Source organism: Nocardioides panacihumi (assembly GCF_039530925.1).
In the GTDB taxonomy this organism is placed as follows: Bacteria; Actinomycetota; Actinomycetes; order Propionibacteriales; family Nocardioidaceae; genus Nocardioides; species Nocardioides panacihumi.
Genome location: NZ_BAAAPB010000001.1, coordinates 601,206 through 622,531 on the forward strand (window position 1 = coordinate 601,206; position 21,326 = coordinate 622,531).

Here is a 21,326-nt window from a genome sequence, read left to right on the forward strand (position 1 = left end):
GGCGTCCTCCTCGCTAGGTCCCTCCACCATCCTCCGGCTGGGCGGACACGACAAGGGTCAGTCGCTCGCCAACCGCCGCTGCAGCCCGGTGGCGCGCAGTGCCCGGCGGGTCGCCGCAGCGTGCACCGCCTCGGGCGTGCCGACGACGCGGACCCGCTCCTGGGCCCGGGTGACCGCGGTGTAGAAGAGCTCCCTCGTCAGCAGCGGCGAGTCCTCCGGCGGCAGCAGCACCGTGACGGCCCGCGCCTGGCTGCCCTGGCTCTTGTGCACGGTCATCGCGTGCAGGGTCTCGATGTCCCCGAGCCGGGAGGGGGCGTACGTCGCGAGGCCGGCGCCGGCGATGACGGCGGCGAGGCCGTCACCCGACTGCACGGTGACGCCGGTGTCGCCGTTGAACAGGCCGAGGCCGTAGTCGTTGGCGGTGACGAGGATCGGCCGTCCGGCATACCACTCGTGGCCCCAGGCGGCGCCCACAGGCGCACCCGTCGCCTCACCGAGCCAGCGCTCGATCTGACGGTTCCAGTGCGCGGCCCCCCACGGTCCCTCGCGGTGGGCGCACAGGAGGCGGTGGGCGTCCGCGGCCGCGATCGAACCGGCGGCGTCGCCGGTGAGCGCCTCCTCCCGGACGGTGACCGCGTGCCGGGTCAGGTCCGACTGCAGGGACGCCATCGCCGCGGTGTCGCCCGGGTCCACGAGCTCGAGGGCCGGGCCGCCGGAGGCGAGCAGCGCGAGGGCACGGTCGGCATCGCCGTCGCGCAGCGCGGCGGCCAACCCGCCGATCGCCTCGCCGAACCGGTGGGTCGTCCTCAGGGCCGCGACCGTGTCGGGCGCACGCTGCGCGAGACCCGTGACCAGGTCGGAGAGCAGAGCGCCGGCCTCGACGGACGCGAGCTGGTCGGGGTCACCGACCAGGACCAGCCGGGCGTCGGGCCTGACGGCCTCGATCAGCCGGGCCATCATGGTCAGCGACACCATCGAGGTCTCGTCGACGACGATCAGGTCGTGCGGCAGCTTGTTGCCGCGATGGTGCTTGAAGCGCGTCGAGGAGCCGGGGCGCCAGCCGAGCAGCCGGTGCAGCGTGCTCGCGTGGAGCCGGTCCAGGCGGGCACGGTCGTCGTCGGTGAACCGGTCAGCCCGCTGTGCCTCCTCGACCGCCTCCTGCAGCCTCGCCGCCGCCTTGCCGGTCGGCGCGGTGAGCGCGATCCGCAGCGGCCGGTGCTGCGTCCGCGCCGCCTGGTCGCCGACCAGCGCCAGCAGCCCGGCGACCGTCGTCGTCTTGCCCGTGCCGGGCCCGCCGGTCAGGACGGTCGTCCACTGGCGCGCCGCGGCCAGGGCGGCGACCCGCTGCTCGGCGTACCCCTCACCCGGGAAGAGTCGCTCGGCGCCCGACTGCAGCGCCGCCTCCTGCACGGCCGGCGGCGGGGTCGTGAGCCGGGCGAGCAGGTCGTCGCGGACCTGCCCCTCCTCCCGGTGGTAGCGGTCGAGGTAGAGCAGCCCGCCGTCGACCTGGACGACCGAGCTGCTCGACAGCGGGCTCGCCACGACACGTTCCAGCCATCCCTCGGCCGGCGGCCAGGGCAGCGTCTCGTCCTCGCCGGGCAGGGCGCCGAGGTCGACGCAGACCGAGCCGAGCCGGGCGGCGCGCACGGCGAGCGCGACCGCGAGACGTACGTCGTCCGCGGGCTCGCCCACCAACTCCGCCGTCCGGGTCGCGACGTGCACGTCGGCCGCGGTCAGCACTCCGGCCTCGTTGAACTCCCGCAGCAGCCCGCTCGCGCCGAGCGCCAGCCGTGCGTCGCGCGGGTCGTCGTGCGTCCAGCGCTCGATCACGGGCCGTCACCGCCGTCCAGGAGGTCGGAGAGGGCGACGACGAGCGCCGCCGACGGCTGCCAGGAGAAGACGCCGGTGGGGTGACCGTCCACGAGCGGTGTGTCGGGCCCGAGCATGCCGCGGACGTAGAGGTAGAGCACACCACCGAGGTGCGTCGCCGGGTCGTAGCCGGGCAGGCGCCAGCGCAGGAAACGGTGCGTCACGACCGAGTAGAGCAGCGCCTGCAGCGGGTAGTGGGAGTGCAGCATCGCCTCGGCGAGCCGGTCGGGGGCGTAGTCGGCCGCCGTCTGGTCGCCGAGCAGGTTGGTCTTGTAGTCGACGACCACGAAGCGACCCGACGGGAGTCGCAGCACCACGTCGACCGACCCGGACAGGTAGCCGCGCAAGGCCTGGTCGCCGAGCAGTCGGCCCGACGATCCAGCACCGTCGAGCCGGTCGACGTAGGGCCTCAGCGGGTCGTCGTGGGGAAGGTGCTCGCGGAGCACGCCGGCGATGTCGCGCAGCCGGATCTCGGCGGTGGCGGTCCGGGTGTCGCCGCCGGCCAGCGGGAACTCGAAGTCCAGCTCGCGCAGCCGATCGCGCAGCGGGATCCGCGCCAGCGTGAGGCCGTCCGCGAGCGGGCCGAGGGGCGTGTGGTTGAGCGGCAGCAGCCCGTCCGCCAACTCCTCGGGGCTCGCGTCCACCGGCCACCAGCGGAGCTGCTCGGTGACGTGGCGCAGCAGCTCGTCGCGGAGGTCGGGCGCGTCCGGGTCGGTGTGCTCGAGGACGGCGTGGACCAGCGAGCCGAACGTCGCACCCGCCGGAAGCCCTGCCATCGGGGAGAGCAGGCTCTCGAGGGGGGTCTCGACACTGCTGGCACTCGCCACTCGACCGCCGGGGTCACCCGTCTCGTCGTCGTCCTTCGCACCCACCTCAGGCTCGGAGCCGACGTGGTCGGCCGGGCCGGGCGCGGCCTCCTCGACGCGGATCAACCCGGAGTACGACGTGCGGCGCCAGGCCGTGTCGACCGCTCGGTCGAAGCTGCGCGCGGCCAGCGCCCCGACCGGCTCGACCGCGGGCGCGGGCACCGGCGGCGCGACCTCGGCGAGCTCGTGCGTCGGGCCGCCGAGCTCGGCGATGGCGTCGAGCACGCGGGCGACGTACTCGTCGTCACGGACGTCCATCTGGTCGGGCACCACCGGGTCGCCCGGTCGACGGCCGAAGAGCAGGCGGTGCAGCGGGCCGGTCGGCGTGTTGGTGGTCGGCGCCCACCAGGCGACCACCTGCGACTGGGCGCGGGTGAGGGCGACGTACAGCTCGCGCATCTCCTCTCCCAGCTCCTCCGCCTGGTGCCGCGCGACGTGCTCGGGCCACGCGGCGCCGCTGCCGGTGACGTCGAGCGTGCGTCGAGCCCGGCCGGAGGAGTCGTCGTGGAAGCGGGCGACATCGCTCGGGAAGGGGAAGTACTGGTAGGCGAAGGGCAGGTAGACGATCGGGTACTCCAGGCCCTTGCTGCCGTGGACCGTGACGATCTGGACCGCCGCGGCGTCGGAGTCCAGCCTGCGCGGACGCTCCGTGGCGCCCGTGCGGCGGCGCTCGTCGCGGAACCAGCCGAGCAGCGCCGTCAGCCCCAGGCCCTCGCGCAGGGAGACCTCGTGCAGCAGCTGCCCGAGGTGTCGTACGTCGGTCAGCAGCCGTTCGCCCTCGACCTCGCCGAGCACCCGGCTGGTCAGGCCGCGCTCCTCGGCCGCCTCGACCAGCGCCGCGACCCCGCGTCCGCGCACCAGCAGCGCCCAGCCCCGGAGCGTGTCGGCGATCCGACCGGTCAGCTCCTCGCCGCCGGCGTCGAGCTCGGCGGCGGTGAGGCCGAGGAAGCAGGTCAACGCCGCCGCCCGGACCAGGCCGGACCGGTGGGGTGACTCGAGCGCCTGGAGCAGGGCGAGCCACGCGTCGCCGGCCGGCGTCAGGAAGACGTCACCGCCCCCGGACATCACGGCGGGGATCCCGCGTGCCGCCAGCGCCCGCTGGACGAGCTGGCCCTCGGCGCGCGTCGCCACGATCGCCGCGACCTGGCCGGCACGGACGTCCTCGCCGCACCACGTCGCGCCGGCGTCGAGCAGCGTCGCGATGTCGGCGGCGCAGTCCTCGGCGATGAAGGCGCGCGCGTCGCGAGCAGGGATCAGTCCCGCCCGGGTCAGTCTGAACCCGTCGCGCCTGACCTGCCGCAGCCGCAGCGGGGAAGGGCGCGGAGCGCCGGTCAGTCGTGCGCCCCGGTGATGCGCGGTCACACTGCGCACGACGATGTCGGGGTGGCCGAGCGCGGCGCCCTCGAGCACGACCTGCAGCCGTCGGACGAGCGCGTCGTCGCTGCGTCGGTTGGTGCCGAGCGTGGCCTGGGTCGCGGCGGTCCGGGCCGCGTCGAGGTAGGTGACGACGTCGCCGCCGCGGAAGCCGTAGATCGCCTGCTTCGGGTCGCCGATCAGCACCATCGTCGCGTGGCCGGTGAACGCGCGGTCGAGCACGTCCCACTGCACCGGGTCGGTGTCCTGGAACTCGTCGACCAGGACGATCCGCCAGCGCCGCCGCATCCGTGCCCGGGCCGGCGCGTCGTCACCGTTCGGCAGCGGCTCGAGGGCGGTCGCGAGGCGGCTGAGCAGGTCGTCGTACGAGAGGATGCCGAGCCGTCGCTTGCGGCGGTCGACCTCGGCCCGCACGGCCTCGGCGAACGCGACACGCGCGCTGCCGCCCACGTCGTCGGGGTCGGCCGGGGCCAGCGCCGACTGAGGATCCTCGACCGCGGTGCGTGCGAGCGCCAGCGCGGTGTCCCGGTCGAACGGCGGCGGGGTCCGTTCGGCGCCGTACGTCGCGAGGTAGACGTCGTCGACGACCTCCACCACCAGCTCGTCGAGGGACTCCACGAGCGTGGCGCCGGCGTCCGTGTCGCCGGCGACCCCGAGGGAGCGGAGCACGATCTGGCAGAACTGGTGCGTCGTCGCGATCGTCGCGGAGTCGAAGGTCGCGAGCGCGTCGGTGAGGCGGTGCCGCATCGCCTCGTGGTCGGCCCCGTCCCGCAGCAGGAAGTCGATGAGCGTGTTGTCACGGTCCGCCGTCGCCGGGTCGGCCAGAGCACGCTCCGCCGCCACCAGCTGCGCGCGCACCCGCTCGCGCAGCTCCTGGCTCGCGGCGCGGCCGAACGTGATCACGAGCAGCTCGTGGAGCTGCGCGACACCCTCCGCGACGTACCGCGTCACCAACGCGCCGACGGTGAACGTCTTGCCGGTGCCGGCACTGGCCTCGAGCAGGGTCGTGCCCGTCGGCAGCGGACCGCAGACGTCGAAGGAGCCGATCTCCGCCCTGGTCGCGGGCCCCGCCATCAGAAGCTCCCCTGCTCGGCGACCAGCAGCGGCGACCACAGCCGGAGCGCGAGCGCACCGAACCGCGTGCTCTCGCCCGGATGGCCCTCGCCGTCGCCCGGCGGCTCGTCCAGCCCCGGGATGCCCGCGCCCGGACCCCAGGCGCGCACCTGCTCCGGGTCGGACTGCTCACCCGGGAAGCGCCCGTCGTCCCAGTCCCAGCCGGCCTTCTGAAGCGCGGCGTCGGTCGTCGCATGCGTGCGACGCTGTCGCGCGTAGGCGAACGACGCCTTGAGAGGCAGCGGCAACGGCGCGGTCAGACCGTGGTCCCGCAGGGCGACCAGGTCGCGCAGGGCGTCGAGCGCGGTGTGGTCGAGCGGGCCCAGCTGGGAGAGGGAGTACGGCGTCCGCGACCGGCTGTTGGTGGGCCGGCCGAGCGTGTGGGCGGTCCAGGCCCGGTCCTCGTCGTACGCCGCCAGGGCCAGCAGCCGGATCCAGGACTGCAGCCGGTGGGTCGCGCCAAGCCGGCTGTAGGAGACCGGAACGAGCCGGTCGCCGTACACCTCCGGGACGGTGCCGCGCAGTCGCCGCCCGTCGCCGAGGTCCACGTCGACGTCGACGGACGTCGGCGGCCGGGTGCGCAGGGCGAGGCCCTCGCGGGCGAGGGGTTGGGCCTTCCCGATGATGCCGGAGAGCAGCCGCCAGCCGAGCTGACCGGGCGGCAGCTGCGCGCGCCGCCACTCCTGCTGCCGGGCCTGCTCGAGCGGGAGGCCGCGGAGCAGGTCGCCGAGCACGCGATCGCCGACCGACCACTGCGCCAGGCTGTCGATCTCCACCGGCAGCCCGTCGTCCAGCGGCTCCTCGTCGCGCGGGAGGGCGAGGTCGAGCCGCTGCCGGAAGAAGCCCCTCACCGGGCTCTTGAAGAAGTCCAGCAGCTCCTCGAGCGAGATGTCGTCGACCGGCGCCGGCGGGAGCGGACCGGCCAGCAGCGGCGGGACGGGCGTGCGCTCGCCGAGCGCCGCCCGCGCGCCCGACAGCGCGGCGCGGTCGAAGCTGAACGGCACGCCGGGGACCAGGTCTCCCGGCACCAGGTTGCGCGTGTCGAACGGCTGCAGCGGGTGGTGCAGGGTCACCGTGTCGGAGACCGGCGTGCCGTCGGCGGTGGTCGCCGTCAGGTCGAGGGTGTCGAGCAGCTCCCCGAGCGGGACGGCGGGCGGCCGGCGCTGTCCGGAGAACTCGTTGGCTCCCGTGTAGGTCACGACGAGCGTCTCGGAGGCGGCCATGATCGCGTCGAGGAAGAGCTGCCGGTCCTCGGTGCGGGTGTCACGCTCGCCGGTGAGCGGGGTGCGGGCCAGCAGGTCGTCGCCGTCGACGGTGCCGATCCGCGGGAACACACCGTCGTCGAGGCCGAGGAGCGCGACCACCCGGTGCGGGACCGAGCGCATCGGCACCATCGTGCACACGGTGAGCGTGCCGGTGCGGAAGTTGGCGCGCGTCGGCCGCCCCGCCAGCCGGTCGGCGAGCATCGCCCGCACGTCGGGGAGGCGCAGCTCGCTCACCGACGTGCCGGTCGCCGCCTGGCGCACGCGGCCGAGCTCGCGGGAGACCTGACCGGTCTGCCAGGCCTCGGTCAACGGCACGCTCGTCAGCGACGCGACACCGTCCTCGAGCGCGTCGAGCCACTCGTCGAGCGGCCGCGCCCCGACCAGCCGGTCGGTGACGTCGCGCAACCGGTGCACGAACTCGGCAAGACGGCCGACGAGGTCCACGTCGCCGCTGCCGACGTCGTCGAGCGGAAGGGTCCGGTCGAGCCAGGTCGCGGCGTCGTCGGACATCGCGACACCGGACAGCAACCGGTCGATCCCGAACTCCCAGGTGTTGGCGACATAGCCGCCGAGTCCGAAGTCGGCCCGATGGGCCGCGTCGAACGCCCACCTGATGCCGGCCTCGCGCGCCCAGTCGGCGAGCTGGTCGAGGTCGTCGTCACGGAAGCCGAAGCGGCGTCGTACCGGCTCACTGTGGGCGAGGTCCAGCACCTCGCCGACCCCGGCCCGCCCGCCCGCGAGGTCGAGCAGCCGGGCCGCGACGGCGAGCAGCGGGTTGGTGCTGTCCAGGGCGCGGTCGGCCAGCTTGACCCGCAGCCGGTGGGCCGGGTGCCCGTCGTCGCCGACGACCTCCGCCAGGCCGAACCCGGCGGCGATGAGCGGTGCGTAGGTCTCGATGTCGGGACACATGACGAGCACGTCCCGCGGCTCGAGTGTCGGGTCGTCCGCGAGCAGCCCGAGCAGCACCTCGCGCAGCACCTCGACCTGACGCGCCGGCCCGTGGCACGCATGGAGCTGGACGGTCCTGTCGGTCCGGCTCAGGGAGCGTGTGGCGGCCGGCCCGACTGCGTTCGCGCGCAGGTCGGCCTGGAGCCAGGCGAGCAGTCCGTCGTCCCCGTCCCGGCGCGGCGGACCGGGCGCACGCAGCTCGTCGGAGGCCGGGGAGATCTCGGCGAGGGTCCGCTGCAGCTCGCGTACGTCGCGGCCGAGGGTCGCCAGCAGCGGGTGCCCGACCGCATCGTGGGAGCGGTCGTCGGCGCGGGGCACGGTGCCATCGGCCGCGACGGGCCTCAGCGCGTCCCACAGCGCGTCGGAGGGATGCGGCAGCCACAGGTGCACCTCGCGCTGCTCACCGAGGGCGCCGAGCAGCTCGACCTCCGTCCGTGGCAGCCGCGTGTGCCCGAAGAGCGAGAGCCGCCCCGGCAGGTCGAACCCGCCCGGATCGGTGCGCAGCCGCTCGAGCGTCTCCGCCTGCCGCACGTGCGGGGCGGGCGCGTCGACGCGGGCCGCGAGGCGTCGCCACAGCTCTGGCTGCCAGGAGAGGTCGTCGGGCACGGATTCCCCGCAGCCGTCGGTGTCGCGGCCGGCCGCCCAGTCCGCGACGAGGCGGGGGCGCTGGACGGCGTACGACGCGAAGAGACGGGCGAGCCGACGCGCCACCGAGAACCGGCGCCCGCGGCGCAGGTCACCCTCCTCGCTGGGCAGCCCATGCCCGACGTGGCGCGCGAGGGTCGCCGCCCAGGGCTCGTCGAGGGCGTCGTCGAGGGCACCCAGCAGCGGCCACACGAGCACGTCCGGGGCCCACGGATCCTCGTCACGGGTGCCGCTGACCTCGGCGAAGAGCGACCACGGCGAGCGGAAGTCCACGGCCGCGCAGACCCCGTCGCCGCGGCCGGGTGCGGCCCCCAGCCGGTGCGAGAGCCGCTGGCTGAGCCACCGCTCGACGCCCTTGGCCGGCACCACCACGACGTCGGTCTCGAACGGGTCCGCCGGCGGCACGAGGAGCAGCTCGCCGAGTGCGTCGGCGAGCTGGTCGGTGCGCGGAGCGCGGTGGAGATGGAGCGGCATCGGGTCGCAACCTACCGACACCCGCCGACAACCACCCCGAGACGTCGATCCAAACGGTCCGAGACGTCAATCCGTACGGTCCGAGATGCCAATCGGCTCGCGCGGAACGAAGGGCATTGACGTCTCGGACCGTACGGATTGACGTCTCGGACCGTACGGATTGACGTCTCGGACCGTACGGATTGACGTCTCGGCGGAGTGGGGCAGGGTCAGGCGGAGGTGCGACCCATGTCGACGACGCCGGTCGGGGCAGCCGGAGCAGCAGGAGCAGCCGGAGGAGCAGGAGTCGTCGGAGCCGATGCCGACACGGATCGGGCCCGCCGACGCTCGTCGAGCATCGCCCGAGCGCTGAGCACGAACGACGACGTCCCACGCATGTCGTCGCTGCCGAAGAGCGGGGCCATGCGTCGGCTCGGCACCTCGACGATCCGCGCGCCGCCCCTGGCCAGCTGGCAGACGACCGTCACGTCGACGTGCTCGGCCCAGGAGCCCTGCTCCTCGGAGGCCAGCGCGAGCAGGTCGCGCTGGTCGGCCCAGAACCCGTAGAAGCCGCAGCCCGGGTCGGTGAGGTCGGCGTGGTGCAGCCGCTTGCCGAGCCACGCCAGCGCCCGGTCGCCGGCGGAGCGGCCGCGCGTCGAGCCGGCGTACCGCGAGCCCTTGACGACGTCCGCGCCGTCGACCAGCGCGGCGACGAAGGCCGGGATCTCCTCCGGGTCGGCGGACCCGTCGAGCGGCAGCGTGATGATGACGTCGCCCGTGGCGCTCTCGATGCCGGCCGCGAGGGCCGCCGCCCGGGAGACGCCGGGACGGACGAGCACCGTGGCGTCGGGCCGGGCCTGACGCGCCGCGTCAGGCGTGCCGTCGGAGCTGCCGCCGTCGACGAGGATGACCTCGTCGGCGTCCGGGAGCTGACGAAGGACGAAGTAGACGTTCGTCGCCGCGTCCAGCGCGGGAACGACGATGCTCACCCGAGGCCCGAGAGTTCTCTGTTGCCCCATGTGCGGTCTCCCCATTGAGTCGGCGCCGTCCGGACCCCCTCCGGCCGACCGCCACGGCGAGACTATGGCTGGACCTGGGGTCCCGCCACCTCCCACAGAATGGTAAAAAGATGCCTGTTAGCGCAGGTCAGAGGCCGATTCGGAGCGACGCGCGAGTCGCCAACTGTTGGTCGCGCTTGAACTCTCGTTACCAATCTGTTGGTCAACGGTCCTCGTCAGCCTCCTCGATCTCGTGGTCGAGCTCCGCGAGGGCCCCCGGCCGGTCGTGGAAGCGCCGGTAGCTGTAGACCAGGAGCGCCAGCGCGAGCAGCCCGGAGAGGATGAGCGTGACTCCGGTCCAGGCACCGCCGAGCAGCCAGTACGACGCCTCGAGCGGCCACCACTCGGGGGCCGGCGGACGGAACACCCACAGCACGCCGAACCCGAGGATCACCAGGGCCCCCAGCGTCGAGAGGGCGATCCGGGGCCAGGTCTGGACGCTGTCCGCCGCACCGCGCAGCGCGCGGAGCCGCACCGGATCGACCCGGCGTTCCGCCCACTCGTACTGCTGCGAGAGCAGCAGCAGCCCCGCGAACAGCATGAGCAGCCCGGGACCGGGCAGCACCAGCGCGGCGATCCCCGCCACGATGAGCAGCCAGCCGATCGTCTCCAGAACCAGACGCTTCACCCTCCCGAGGGTGTCAGACGGGACCAATCGTCGCGCTCCGCCGGGCCGAGGCGGATGATCGTCCCGTGACCGCTGCCTCCCCTGACACCGTCTCCGGCCTGCTGCGCGAGATCGCCGACGTCGGCACCGACCCCGTCCGTGGCGGCTACTCCCGCCCCGTGCACTCCTCGGCGGAGACCGAGCTGCGGGAGTGGTTCGTCGCGCAGGCGAGCCGCCGCGGCCTCGACGTCGAGACCGACCGCAACGGCATCGTCTGGGCCTGGCACGCCCCGGGTGGCCGGCGCGACGGCGCGATCGTCACCGGAAGCCACCTCGACTCGGTGCCCGGCGGCGGCGCGTACGACGGCCCGCTCGGCGTGGCGTCCGCGCTGGTGGCGTTCGACCGGCTGGCCGAGCGGGCCGACCTCCACGGGGCCGCCGACCGCCCTCGCGCGATCGCCGTCTTCCCGGAGGAGGAGGGCTCGCGGTTCGGCGTGGCCTGCCTCGGGTCGCGCCTGCTGGCCGGTGCGATCGATCCCGACCGCGCCCGCGCCCTGACCGACGCGGACGGCGAGACGTTCGCCGACGTGACCGCCCGCGCGGGCCTCGACCCGGCCGGCCTCGGACCCGACCCCGACGCGCTGGCCCGGATCGACACCTTCGTCGAGCTGCACGTCGAGCAGGGCCGCGGGCTCGTCGACCTCGACAGGCCGATCGCCGTGGCGTCCTCGATCCTCGGCCACGGCCGCTGGCGGGTGAGCGTCGAGGGCGAGGGCAACCACGCCGGCTCGACGCTGATGGCCGACCGACGCGACCCGATGGTCGCGGCGGCCCGCCTCGTGGTTCGCGTGAGGGAGCTGGCCTCCCGGGTCCCGGACGCACGCGCGACCGTCGGGCGGCTGCTGCCGACGCCGGGCGGCACGAACGTGATCGCGTCGCGGGTCGACCTGTGGCTCGACGTACGCCACCCCGACGACGCCACCACGAACGGCCTGGTCGAGGAGATCCGGCAGGCGGCGCTGCTGTGTGCGGCCGAGGAGGGCTGCACGGCACGGATGACCGAGGAGTCGCTGAGCCCGACGGTCGACTTCGACGCCCGGCTGCGCGACGACCTGGCAGCGGCCCTGGACGCCCCCGTCCTGAGCACCGGCGCCGGGCACGATGCCGGTGTGCTCAAGGACCACGTGCGCACGGCGATGCTGTTCGTCCGCAACCCCACCGGGGTGTCCCACTCCCCCGCGGAGGACGTCGAGGACGCCGATGCCGAGGCGGGCGCGGAGGCGCTCGCGGTGGCCCTGGCGTCCCTTCTCGTCGACTGAGCCGACGGTTGTGCACGGTGCCCCGGTGCCGAGCCGTGCCGACCACGGCAGGATGGTCACCATGACCTACGTGCCGGACCCCACCCGTTACGACTCCCTGGAGGGCGGGCGTCCCGACGCCATGCCCTACCGCCGGACCGGACGCAGCGGCCTGTCGCTGCCGGCGGTCAGCCTCGGCCTCTGGCACAACTTCGGCGACGACATGCCGTTCGACCGCCAGCGCGAGATCCTCACGACCGCCTTCGACCTCGGCGTGACCCACTTCGACCTGGCGAACAACTACGGCCCGCCGTACGGCTCCGCGGAGGAGAACTTCGGCCGCCACCTGCGGGGTGACCTCAAAGGGCTGCGTGACGAGCTCGTCATCTCCAGCAAGGCGGGCTGGGACATGTGGCCCGGCCCCTACGGCCAGGTCGGCGGGTCACGGAAGTACCTCGTCGCCTCGCTCGACCAGTCGCTGCAGCGGATGGGCCTGGACTACGTCGACATCTTCTACCACCACCGGCCGGACCCGGAGACGCCGCTCGAGGAGACGATGGGAGCGCTCGACGCCATCGTGCGCAGCGGCAAGGCGCTGTACGTCGGCATCAGCTCCTACAGTGCCGACCTGACCCGGCAGGCGGCGGCGATCCTGAGCGATCTCGGCACGCCGCTGCTCATCCACCAGCCGTCGTACTCGATGCTCAACCGCTGGATCGAGACCGACGGGCTGCTCGACACGCTCGAGGAGGTCGGCGCCGGCGCGATCGCCTTCTCGCCGCTGGCGCAGGGCATGCTCACGGACAAGTACCTCCGCGGTATCCCCGAGGGCTCCCGGGCCAGCCAGGGCAAGTCGCTCGACCCCGACCTCCTCAGTGACGAGGCGCTCGGGCACATCCGGGCGCTCAACGACATCGCCGCGTCGCGCGGCCAGTCGCTCGCCCAGCTGGCGCTGGCGTGGGCGCTGCGCGACAAGCGGCTGACGTCGGTGCTGGTGGGCGCCTCCAGCGGCGACCAGATCCGCGCGAACGTGGGCGCGGTCGCCAACCTGGCCTTCACCGACGAGGAGCTCGCAGCGATCGACGAGCACGCCGTCGACGGTGGCATCGACCTGTGGCGCGGAGCGCGCGAGTCCGGGGTCGAGTAGACAGCGGGACGTCGACCGGGAAATGGAGGGAACCCCTGGCGTCTCGGGTCACCAGGGGTTCCGGGGAAAAGATTGCCTCATCAACCATCCCGCTGTCACCGTTTCGACCGGATTTGTTGGTCAAATATGGACGAAGGTCCCAGCGGGGCGACGCCGTCGTCAGGTAGTCGTCAGGTTGAGGGGCCACACTCATGCCATGGCGAAGGTCGGACTGTGTGAGGACGACCCGGCGATCCGCCGGGTCGTGAGCGAGGGGCTGCGACTGCACGGCCACGAGACGGTCGTCGCGTACGACGGCGGGGAGGCCCTCCGCCGCTTCGCCGACGACACGACGCTCGACGTGCTGATCCTCGACATCGGCCTGCCCGACGCCGACGGCCGCGACGTCTGCGTGGCCCTGCGCAGCTCCGGCCAGGTCGCGCCGGTGCTCTTCCTGACGGCGCTCGGTGAGCTGCACGAGCGGCTCTCGGGCTTCGCGGCGGGCGCCGACGACTACCTGGCCAAGCCGTTCTCGGTGGCCGAGCTCGCCATGCGCGTCGAGGCGCTCGCACGCCGCGGCCGGGTGGTCGCGCCGAGCGACCCGTCCGACCTGATCCTCGACCCTGCCCGCCACGCCGTCGTCTGCGGCGACAACGAGGTGCTGCTGACGCCGACGGAGTTCCGGCTGCTCGCGGCCGTCACCTCCCGTCCGGGCGAGGTCGTGCGTCGGCGCGCGGTCATCGCGGCGGCGTGGCCCGACGGCGCACACGTCAGCGACAACACGCTCGACTCCTACGCGACGCGGATCCGCCGCAAGCTCGAGCAGATCGAGTCGCCCCTGCAGCTGCGCAGCGTGCGCGGAGTGGGCTACCAGCTCCGGTGAGGACCCTCCGCAGCAAGCTCGTCGTCTCGACGGTGCTCCTCACCGCGGCCGTCATGGTCGTGCTGGTCGTCGGCACCCAGGCCGTGCTCGAGCTGACGGCGCGCCGGACCGTCCGCGAGGCGATCGACGTGAGCCCCGCCCGGGCCGCCGCCGCCTACGACCGGTCCGAGCACTACGCGCTCCTCGCGACCTGCACGATCGCGGTCATCGTGGTGGCGCTCGTGGGCGCGCTGGCCTGGTCGCTGACGCGCCGGGCCCTGGCGCCGGTGCAGCAGATGGCGGAGCGCGCCACGGATTGGAGCGAGCACGACCTCGCGCACCGCTTCGACCTCGGGCCGCCGGTGAACGAGCTCGCGGCACTGGGCGCCACCCTCGACCACCTGCTCGACCGTGTCGCCCAGGCGATCGTGTCGGAGCAGCGGCTGACCTCCGAGCTGGCCCACGAGCTGCGTACGCCGTTGACGGCTGTCGCCGCGTCCGCCGAGATCGCTCAGCTGCGTCCCGACGGCGACCCGGCGCTCCGCGAGGACCTGGCCGAGATCTCCGCCGGCGCGCGACGGATGGCGCAGGTGATCAACACGCTGCTCGCGGTGGCGCGCTCCCCGGAGACCGCCCGTGGCGCCGCCCGCTGCTCGGTCCGCGAGGTGATCGGGACGGTGACCCATCTCGTCCACCCCCCGCTGCACCTGACCACCGACGTGGCTGCGGGCCTGCCGCCGGTGGCGGCTCCCGGCGGGCTCGTCACGCGAGCCCTCACGCCTCTGGTCGAGAACGCCGCCCGGCACGCCACGTCGGTCGTCTCACTGTCCGCGACCGTCGTCGCGGACCGGATCGAGATCACGGTCCGCGACGACGGCGAGGGGATCCCGGCCGCGATGCGCGAAGGCATCTTCGATCCGGGCACGAGCAACTCGGGCGGGACGGGTTTGGGGCTGGGGATCTCCCGCCGGGTTGCTCGGTCTCTGGGCGGCGACGTCGTGCTCGGGTCGGACGATGCCGACGGGACGTCGACCGCCTTCGTGCTGCGCCTGCCGCGGGGCTGAGGTCGGGCTCGACCCCGCGGCAGGCAGTCTCGGGCGGTCGGCCTCAGGCCGCCATCTCGTCGGGCTCGTCCGGCTCGAGCGGCGCGGCCTCCTCGGTGCGGTCCACCTTGCTGACGCTCAGGTAGACGACCACCGCGAGGATGGCGGCCAGGAAGCCGACGCTCGGCACCAGCGTGCCCAGGCCGAGGCCTCCCTCGGACTTGTCCGAGGCGAGGAAGTCGCCGATGTTGGCGCCCAGCGGTCGCGTGAGGATGTACGCGATCCAGAACGTGAGGACCGGGTTCACCCCTGCACGCCAGGCGACGATCGTCGCCAGGATCAGGCCGAGGGGCAGCAGTACGGCGGTCCCGGGGGCCCAGCCGGTCAGCTCGAGCGTCCAGTCGCCGGTCGCGGTGCCGAGGGCGAACGTGACCAGGACGGTGAGCCAGTACCAGCCCTCACGGGACCGGGTGTTGATCGCGTGGATCGACAGGGTCCGCTCGCGGGCGTACCAGGCGCCGAAGACGGCGACCAGGAGTGCGGCGAAGGCGGTGGAGCTGATCCACAGCGGAACGCCCATGCCGTCGGTCAGGTTGTCGGTGAGCAGGGTGCCCTCGACGCTGACCAGGACGACCGTGAGCCAGTAGATCCACGGGGTGTAGGCACGGGTCCGGAACTGTACGACGAGGGCGCCGACGAGGAGGACCCCGAACAGCACGGTCGTGTTCACCAGGCCGAAGCCCAGCGTCTCGTTGATGTAGTCGGCGAAGCTCTCGCCGACGCTGGTGCAGAGGATCTTGATGATCCAGAACCAGATGGTGACCTCGGGGACCTTGTTGAGCATCATGCGCAGGTCCCGGCGCTCGATGGTGGCGCTCATGCGGCCACCTCCTTCCTTTCAGGGTCGGTGTCACGGTCGTGGGCGGCGTGTGCACCCTCGACGTCGCTGTGGGTGACGGCCACGTAGCCGACGAGCAGGGCGAAGAGGATGAGTCCGACCAAGGTGACCGGACCGGTCCCCCACCCGAGACCCTGCTTGGTGGCCATCCAGTCGGCGATGCTGGCGCCGAGCGGACGGGTGAGGGAGTACGCCCCCCAGAACGTGGCGACGCTGACGGCGGCCGATCCGGCGCTGCCCGTGCTCGGGCGGCCGAGCGCGGCCCAGATGCCCAGCGGGATCAGCATCAGCACGGCGAACACCACGATCGACCAGGCGAACCCGAGGTGCAGGTTCTGCGCGGTCGTGTCGCCGAGCGCGGTGCCGAGACCGAAGGTCAGCAGCACGGTGCCCCAGTAGAACCGCTCGCGCCGGGCGGTCGTGATCGAGTGCACGGAGAGCGTGCCCTCCGACCGCTTCCACCAGCGCAGGAGCGCGACGAGGAGGACGAGGTAGATCGCAGAGTCGACGTAGTACGGCGTCCCGAGGGCGACGTGGGGGCCGTCGGCGATCATGGTGCCGAAGACCGCGACCATCAGGACGGTCACCCAGTAGCGGATCGGGTGGTAGGTCTCGGCGCGCAGCTGCAGCCACAGCGCGAGGAAGAAGCCTCCGACGCCGACCACGCCGGCGAGCACGAGGCTCGACGTACCCATGAAGTCGGCGGCGGTCTCGCCGATGCCGGTGGTCAGCAGCTTGACGACCCAGAAGACGAGGAAGACCTCCGGCACTTTGGGGCCGGCGAACACCCTCGCCCGAGGGCGGGTCAGCTCTTGAGTGGCTGTCATGCTCCGGACGTTAGGCAAGCCTTCCTGACTCCGACCTGACGACCTGACATGCACCCCGAGACGTCATACGCCCTGGCCGCCGAAGCGACCAGGGCGTATGGCGTTGCCGGGGACCGACTCAGCTGTCGGTGTCCTCGAGGGCCTTCGCGACTCGGCGGTGGGCCTCCCAGATGGCCTCGGGCAGCCGGTCGAACTGCTGGAGGTGCTCCTCACGGAAGCCCATCTCCTGCTTCCAGCGGTCGACGTCGATCGAGAGGATCGTCTCGAGGTCCTCGGGGGTGACCTCGCAGCCCTCGAGGAGCAGCTCCTCCTTGGTCGGGATGAAGCCGACCGGGGTCGAGGTGCCCTTCGCGACGCCGTTCTTGAAGTCGACCAGCCAGAGCAGCGCGCGCAGGTTGTCGCGGTAGCCGGGCCACAGGAAGTGACCGTCCTGCGGGTCGCGCTGGAACCAGTTGACGTGCGCGAAGATCGGCGCGTCGGTGGCCTTGCCGAGCACGTCGAGCCAGTGCTTGGCGTAGTCGCCCTCGTTGTAGGACATGAACGGCCGCATCGACATCGGGTCGTAGCGCAGCTGGCCCTCGACGCCCTCGGCCGCGAACGTGGCCTCGGCACCGAGCGTCATGCCGTCGTACACGCCCTCGGCGAGGTCGGTGAACGCGCGGACCAGCGGCTCGCGGTCGCGCGTGCGGCCGCCGAAGATGATCGCGTCCAGCGGCACGCCGCGCGGGTCGTCGTAGTCCTTGGCGACGTTCGGGACGTTGTCGAGGGAGGTGGTGAAGCGGGAGTTCGGGTGCGCCCACGGCTCGCCCTGCTCGCCGAGGCCGCGCTTGGCGATCGGCTCGCCCTTCCAGTCCAGCCAGCCGTCGAGGTCCTCCGGCGGGTTCTTGGTGCGACCCTCCCACCAGACCTCGCCGGTCTTCTCGTTGTAGGCGACGTTGGTGAAGATCGCGCCCGAGTTGGCACCGATCGAGTCGAGCGCGGTCGGGTTGGTCTTCTCGTTGGTGTCCTTGGCGACGCCGAAGACGCCGTTCTCCGGGTTGAACGCGTAGGCCCGGCCGTCGGTCTCGTCGACCCAGATCCAGGCGATGTCGTCGCCGTAGAACTCGACGTAGTAGCGGTCGCCGAGGGCGTCGGGGGCGAGCGTCATCGCGAGGTTCGTCTTGCCCGAGGCGCTCGGGAAGCCGCCGGCGATGTGGTGCTTCTTGCCGGTCTCCTTGTCGACGATGCCCAGGAGCATGAACTGCTCGGCCAGGAACTTGCCCGACGCGAAGCCGTCGTACGCCGCCTGGCGCAGGCCGTGGGCGATCTTGCCGAGCAGCGCGTTGCCGCCGTACGACGACCCGAAGTGCAGGATCGTGCGCTCGTCGGCGCAGGTGACGAAGTAGCGCTGGTCGCGGTCGGTGCCGTGCCCCAGGTTCTCCAGGTCGCCGGTCACGTGGACCGCGCGGACGAAGGAGTTCTGGTCGGCGAGGTTGTTGATGTGGTCGACGCCGACACGCGCCATCCGGATCATGTGCAGGACCACGGTCCGGGCGTCGGTCAGCTCGACGCCGGCGGCGTACGGCTCGAGGGGCGATCCGGGAGGAGCCATCAGGTAGGGGACGACGTACATCGTCTTGCCCTGGGAGGCGCCGCGCATCTTCTCCTCGAGCAGCGGCTTCATCTCCGACGCGGGGCGCCAGTTGTTGTAGGCGCCGGCGTCGTCGGGGTTGCTGGTGGCGACGATCGTCCGCTCCTCGGAGCGGGCGGTGTCCTTGTAGTAGGAGCGCGAGTAGTAGCGCCCCTCACCCGCCTCCTGCAGCTCGCCGGCAGCCACGGCCTCGGCCAGAAGGCGGGCGTCGTCGGAGGCGTTCACGACCTCGATCGCGGCGGCTCCCGTCACCTCCGCCCAGTGCGCCACGTAGTCGCGCACGAGGGGATTCTTGAGCCCCGCTTCGTCGAGAACCTTGTCCACGTCAACCATCAAATGAGCCCTTCAGATACGCCGGTGTGCCCGGCACGCTACCCGAATTGAAGAATCCTTCAAGTGGTGTACTGTCCCCGATCCTGAGGCCTTGATCACGTTGGGGCGAATGGATCGATCCAACACCGGGGTTTGTTGTTCGGAACGGGTATTTCTGCTCGTCAGAGGCCTGTTTCGGCTTCGGCACCGAAGTCACCGGGAGGGGTGAGCGATGAAGGAAAGCGAGCCGCTGTACGACGCCAAGGCGGAGCTGTTCCGCCTCCTCGGGCACCCCGTCCGGATCCGTGTCCTGGAGCTCCTCCAGGCCGGTCCGACGCACGTGCGCGACCTCCTCGCCGAGCTCCGCGTCGAGCCGTCGTACCTCTCCCAGCAGCTGGCCGTCCTGCGCCGGGCCGGCATGGTCAGCTCGACCCGGGTCGGGTCGTCGGTGCTCTACGAGCTCGCCACCCCCGAGGTCGGCGCGCTGCTCGACGCGGGCCGCGGGATCCTCACCGGCAAGCTCGCCTCGGACGCCTACTCGGAGGTCAACAGCCGCGACTGATCCGTCGCGTGGAGGTCGCGGCTGCGTGCGATCACCAGGAGACGGTCGTGGGCGCGGGCGGCGACCGGGTTGGCGTCCTTGCGTGCGGCGAGGTCGACCAGCGCGACCAGGTCGGCGCTGCGCGCTCGCTCCCGCGCGGTCGCCGGGTCGTCGCCGCGCAGCTGCGTCCAGCCGCGCAGCACGGCGTCGGCGTACGCCGGCTCGCGGTCGAACCGGAGCAGGTTGCCGAGGTCGGCGTACGGGCTCCCGGCGTGGGCGAACTCCCAGTCGACGACGCCGGTGATCTCCAGGGTGTCGGCGTCGACCAGCACGTTCTTCAGGTTCAGGTCGCCGTGCACGAGGCTGACCCGGCCGACCTCGTCGAGCCGGTCCTGGGCGTGCGCGGCGACGGCCCTCAGCCCGGCCAGGTCGGCGTCGCTCCAGTCGAGCAGGTCCTCGTGCTGGGCGACCCACTCCTCCAGGTCGGGCGCGAACGGCCGCACCCGCAGCGTCGCGTCCACGAACATCCCCGCCGCCACGTGCGGCATCCCCGCGAGCGTCGCCGCGATCGTGCCCAGGCGTCCTCCGACGACGCCCTGTCCCTGTGCGTCGAGGGCCGGCAGCAGCACGTCACCCCGTACGCCGTCCAGGAGCTCGGTCACCAGCAGGCCAGGCGCTTCGGCGTCCGCATCGGCCCGGCGCACCTCCTTGACCGCGGGCACGGGAACGAGGCCGCGCACGAGCCGGAGCAGCACCTCCTGGATCTCCGCGGCGTGCTCAGCGTGCCGCGGGCCGGCGAAGATCCGGACGACCGACCGCTCCCCGGCCACCTCGGCGAGGAACGTCTCGCCGGACCAGCCGCCGTCGAGGGGTGTCAGGGAGGTCAGCAGGTCCATGCGACGACGCTACGACCGTCCACCGACACGCACCCTCGCCCACTGGTAGTGCGCCCCGCTCTCGTCGAGCTGGTCCCACGCCGCGAAGGCCACGACGTCGCCCACGAGGCCCAGCGCGCGGCGGAGGTCGTCGTCGGTGCGGTGCCGGAAGTAGCGGCCGTGCGCGTCGAACCACTCACCGTCCGCCGCCGCCCCCCAGACGCCGATCTCGAGCAGGGCGCCCGGCCTGAGGACGCGCCGGAGCTCGGCCAGCGCCTGCGACATCCCGGCGCCCGGCAGGTGCATGAGCGTGCTCATGGTCCAGCCCGCGTCGAAGGAGTCGTCCGCGAACGGCAGCGCCACGGCCGACCCGGCGCACGCCCGCAGCCCCAGGTCGCGGCAGACCCGCGCGCCCACCGGGGACAGGTCGACGCCCGTGTAGTCCAGCCCGGCGTCCGCGATGACCCGTGCGTCCCGGCCGCCGCCGCAGCCGATCTCCACGACCCGCGGCAGCCGCTCGGCGAGGCACTGCTCGGCGAACTCCCTGACCTGCCGCTCCCGCTGGTCCCCGAGCGGACGCGTCGCACGCTCGGGGAGCTCGGTGTCGTAGAAGCGTCGATGGACGGCCTCGACATCGGACACGTCCGCAGACTAGTCGCGGGGCACCCGAGGCACCATGGCAGGCATGACCGCGCTCACCGACCTCGGCGCCACGATCCCCGTCCTCGCCGCCCCGATGGCGGGCGGGCCCACGACCCCGGAGCTGGTGCTCGCGGCCGCAGACGCGGGCGGCCTCGGGCTCCTCGCCGCCGGCTACAAGACCGCGGAGTCGCTGGCCGACCAGATCGCGCAGGTGCGGCAGGCGACCGGCACGTTCGGCGTCAACCTGTTCTCGCCCAACCCCGTGCCGGTCGATCCGGACGCCTACGCCGCCTACCGGGAGAGCATCCGCGGCGACGCGGAGCGGTTCGGCGCGGACCTTCCAGCAGTGCCGCGCGAGGACGAGGACGCCTGGGACGACAAGCTCGACCTGCTCGTGAGGGATCCGGTCCCGCTCGTGTCGTTCACGTTCGGGATCCCGACCGTCGCCGAGATCGAGCGCCTTCGAGCCGCCGGCACCGTCACCGCGCAGACGGTCACGTCGAGCGACGAGGCCCGCGCCGCCGTGGCGGCCGGCGTCGACGTACTCGTCGTCCAGGGTCCGGGCGCAGGCGGCCACTCCGGCACGCTCACCCCCGAACGCATCCCGCACGACCGTGATCTCACGAGCCTGGTCGCCGAGATCGCCGCCACGACCACCAAGCCGATCGTGGCGGCGGGCGGGATCATGACGACCGCTGCCGCGACCACGGTGCTCGGGGCCGGTGCCGCGGCGGTCGCGGTCGGCACCGCACTGCTGCTGGCGCCCGAGGCGGGTACGTCGCCCGCACACCGCGCAGCCCTGCTCGGCCCGGACCGCGGCGCGACGATGATGACGCGGGCGTTCAGCGGCCGACCCGCGCGAGCGATCCCCAACCGCTTCCTCGCGGAGCACCACGTCGCGGCCCCGGCCGGCTACCCGGCGATCCACCACCTGACCGCGCCGATGCGCCGGGCGGCCGGCGCCGCGGGGGACCCTGAGCGGGTCAACCTGTGGGCCGGGACCGGCTACCGGGAGGTCCGGGAGCGGTCCGTCGGCGAGACCCTGGCGGACCTGGTCGCTGGACTCTGAGACCA

16 protein-coding genes are annotated in these 21,326 nt (G+C 73.0%); 6 read left to right on the forward strand and 10 right to left on the reverse strand.

What is annotated here, in order from left to right:
• Positions 1 to 57: 57 nt before the first annotated feature.
• The 5 genes from recD to ABD205_RS02895 form a co-directional block, all read right to left on the reverse strand.
• Positions 58 to 1,830 carry an exodeoxyribonuclease V subunit alpha gene (recD, locus tag ABD205_RS02875; RefSeq protein ID WP_344042212.1) on the reverse strand — a complete coding sequence of 591 codons (1,773 nt, stop codon included), beginning with the start codon at positions 1,828 to 1,830 and terminating at the stop codon, positions 58 to 60.
• A complete protein-coding gene (locus ABD205_RS02880; protein ID WP_344042214.1) occupies positions 1,827 to 5,183 on the reverse strand; it encodes a UvrD-helicase domain-containing protein in 3,357 nt (1,118 codons plus the stop codon). The genes recD and ABD205_RS02880 overlap by 4 nt, the downstream gene beginning before the upstream one ends.
• Positions 5,183 to 8,554 carry an exodeoxyribonuclease V subunit gamma gene (gene recC / locus ABD205_RS02885; protein WP_344042216.1) on the reverse strand — a complete coding sequence of 1,124 codons (3,372 nt, stop codon included), beginning with the start codon at positions 8,552 to 8,554 and terminating at the stop codon, positions 5,183 to 5,185. The genes ABD205_RS02880 and recC overlap by 1 nt, the downstream gene beginning before the upstream one ends.
• A gap of 209 nt (positions 8,555 to 8,763) precedes the next feature.
• Positions 8,764 to 9,522 (reverse strand): glycosyltransferase family 2 protein, encoded by a 759-nt coding sequence (locus tag ABD205_RS02890; protein WP_344042218.1) that lies wholly within the window; start codon positions 9,520 to 9,522, stop codon positions 8,764 to 8,766.
• Positions 9,523 to 9,754: 232 nt separating this feature from the next.
• Positions 9,755 to 10,219 carry a PGPGW domain-containing protein gene (locus ABD205_RS02895; protein ID WP_344042220.1) on the reverse strand — a complete coding sequence of 155 codons (465 nt, stop codon included), beginning with the start codon at positions 10,217 to 10,219 and terminating at the stop codon, positions 9,755 to 9,757.
• Positions 10,220 to 10,284: 65 nt separating this feature from the next.
• Here ABD205_RS02895 and ABD205_RS02900 point away from each other — a divergent pair, with 65 nt between their 5' ends.
• From ABD205_RS02900 to ABD205_RS02915, 4 genes are all read left to right on the forward strand, one after another.
• Positions 10,285 to 11,517, forward strand: a complete 1,233-nt coding sequence (locus tag ABD205_RS02900; protein ID WP_344042222.1) for an allantoate amidohydrolase — start codon at positions 10,285 to 10,287, stop codon at positions 11,515 to 11,517.
• Between the two features lie 61 nt (positions 11,518 to 11,578).
• Positions 11,579 to 12,643, forward strand: a complete 1,065-nt coding sequence (gene mgrA, locus ABD205_RS02905; protein WP_344042224.1) for an L-glyceraldehyde 3-phosphate reductase — start codon at positions 11,579 to 11,581, stop codon at positions 12,641 to 12,643.
• Positions 12,644 to 12,839: 196 nt separating this feature from the next.
• Complete coding sequence (locus ABD205_RS02910) at positions 12,840 to 13,505, forward strand: response regulator transcription factor (protein ID WP_344042226.1); 666 nt, start codon at positions 12,840 to 12,842, stop codon at positions 13,503 to 13,505.
• Complete coding sequence (locus ABD205_RS02915) at positions 13,502 to 14,548, forward strand: HAMP domain-containing sensor histidine kinase (protein WP_344042229.1); 1,047 nt, start codon at positions 13,502 to 13,504, stop codon at positions 14,546 to 14,548. The genes ABD205_RS02910 and ABD205_RS02915 overlap by 4 nt, the downstream gene beginning before the upstream one ends.
• A 43-nt stretch (positions 14,549 to 14,591) precedes the next feature.
• On the opposite strand, the gene ABD205_RS02920 is transcribed toward ABD205_RS02915, so the two are convergent.
• The 3 genes from ABD205_RS02920 to ABD205_RS02930 form a co-directional block, all read right to left on the reverse strand.
• Entirely contained in the window at positions 14,592 to 15,407 is an 816-nt protein-coding gene (locus tag ABD205_RS02920; RefSeq protein ID WP_344042231.1) for a COG4705 family protein, read from the reverse strand.
• Positions 15,404 to 16,252, reverse strand: coding sequence for a COG4705 family protein (locus tag ABD205_RS02925; protein ID WP_344042233.1), 849 nt, complete (start codon positions 16,250 to 16,252; stop codon positions 15,404 to 15,406). Before ABD205_RS02925 ends, ABD205_RS02920 begins: the two co-directional genes overlap by 4 nt.
• A 118-nt stretch (positions 16,253 to 16,370) precedes the next feature.
• Positions 16,371 to 18,215 carry a phosphoenolpyruvate carboxykinase (GTP) gene (locus ABD205_RS02930; RefSeq protein ID WP_344042235.1) on the reverse strand — a complete coding sequence of 615 codons (1,845 nt, stop codon included), beginning with the start codon at positions 18,213 to 18,215 and terminating at the stop codon, positions 16,371 to 16,373.
• 211 nt (positions 18,216 to 18,426) lie between these two features.
• Between ABD205_RS02930 and ABD205_RS02935 the strand changes: the two genes are divergently transcribed.
• On the forward strand, positions 18,427 to 18,756 hold the full coding sequence (locus tag ABD205_RS02935; RefSeq protein ID WP_344042237.1) for an ArsR/SmtB family transcription factor: 330 nt from the start codon (positions 18,427 to 18,429) through the stop codon (positions 18,754 to 18,756).
• On the opposite strand, the gene ABD205_RS02940 is transcribed toward ABD205_RS02935, so the two are convergent.
• Together ABD205_RS02940 and ABD205_RS02945 are read right to left on the reverse strand one after the other, a co-directional pair.
• Positions 18,729 to 19,631 (reverse strand): phosphotransferase family protein, encoded by a 903-nt coding sequence (locus tag ABD205_RS02940; protein WP_344042239.1) that lies wholly within the window; start codon positions 19,629 to 19,631, stop codon positions 18,729 to 18,731. The genes ABD205_RS02935 and ABD205_RS02940 overlap by 28 nt on opposite strands.
• A gap of 9 nt (positions 19,632 to 19,640) precedes the next feature.
• Positions 19,641 to 20,252, reverse strand: a complete 612-nt coding sequence (locus ABD205_RS02945; RefSeq protein ID WP_344042241.1) for a class I SAM-dependent methyltransferase — start codon at positions 20,250 to 20,252, stop codon at positions 19,641 to 19,643.
• Positions 20,253 to 20,295: 43 nt separating this feature from the next.
• Between ABD205_RS02945 and ABD205_RS02950 the strand changes: the two genes are divergently transcribed.
• Positions 20,296 to 21,321, forward strand: coding sequence for a nitronate monooxygenase (locus tag ABD205_RS02950; RefSeq protein WP_344042243.1), 1,026 nt, complete (start codon positions 20,296 to 20,298; stop codon positions 21,319 to 21,321).
• The last annotated feature ends 5 nt before the right edge of the window (positions 21,322 to 21,326 follow it).

What these genes read in the sequence shown, in the direction of transcription:
- ABD205_RS02880 (WP_344042214.1), bottom strand. Translation starts at nt 5,183, where the DNA reads ATGGCGGGGCCCGCGACCAGGGCGGAGATCGGCTCCTTCGACGTCTGC.
- recC (WP_344042216.1), bottom strand. Translation starts at nt 8,554, where the DNA reads ATGCCGCTCCATCTCCACCGCGCTCCGCGCACCGACCAGCTCGCCGAC.
- mgrA (WP_344042224.1), top strand. Translation starts at nt 11,579, where the DNA reads ATGACCTACGTGCCGGACCCCACCCGTTACGACTCCCTGGAGGGCGGG.
- ABD205_RS02910 (WP_344042226.1), top strand. Translation starts at nt 12,840, where the DNA reads ATGGCGAAGGTCGGACTGTGTGAGGACGACCCGGCGATCCGCCGGGTC.
- ABD205_RS02920 (WP_344042231.1), bottom strand. Translation starts at nt 15,407, where the DNA reads ATGAGCGCCACCATCGAGCGCCGGGACCTGCGCATGATGCTCAACAAG.
- ABD205_RS02925 (WP_344042233.1), bottom strand. Translation starts at nt 16,252, where the DNA reads ATGACAGCCACTCAAGAGCTGACCCGCCCTCGGGCGAGGGTGTTCGCC.
- ABD205_RS02930 (WP_344042235.1), bottom strand. Translation starts at nt 18,215, where the DNA reads ATGGTTGACGTGGACAAGGTTCTCGACGAAGCGGGGCTCAAGAATCCC.
- ABD205_RS02935 (WP_344042237.1), top strand. Translation starts at nt 18,427, where the DNA reads ATGAAGGAAAGCGAGCCGCTGTACGACGCCAAGGCGGAGCTGTTCCGC.
- ABD205_RS02940 (WP_344042239.1), bottom strand. Translation starts at nt 19,631, where the DNA reads ATGGACCTGCTGACCTCCCTGACACCCCTCGACGGCGGCTGGTCCGGC.
- ABD205_RS02950 (WP_344042243.1), top strand. Translation starts at nt 20,296, where the DNA reads ATGACCGCGCTCACCGACCTCGGCGCCACGATCCCCGTCCTCGCCGCC.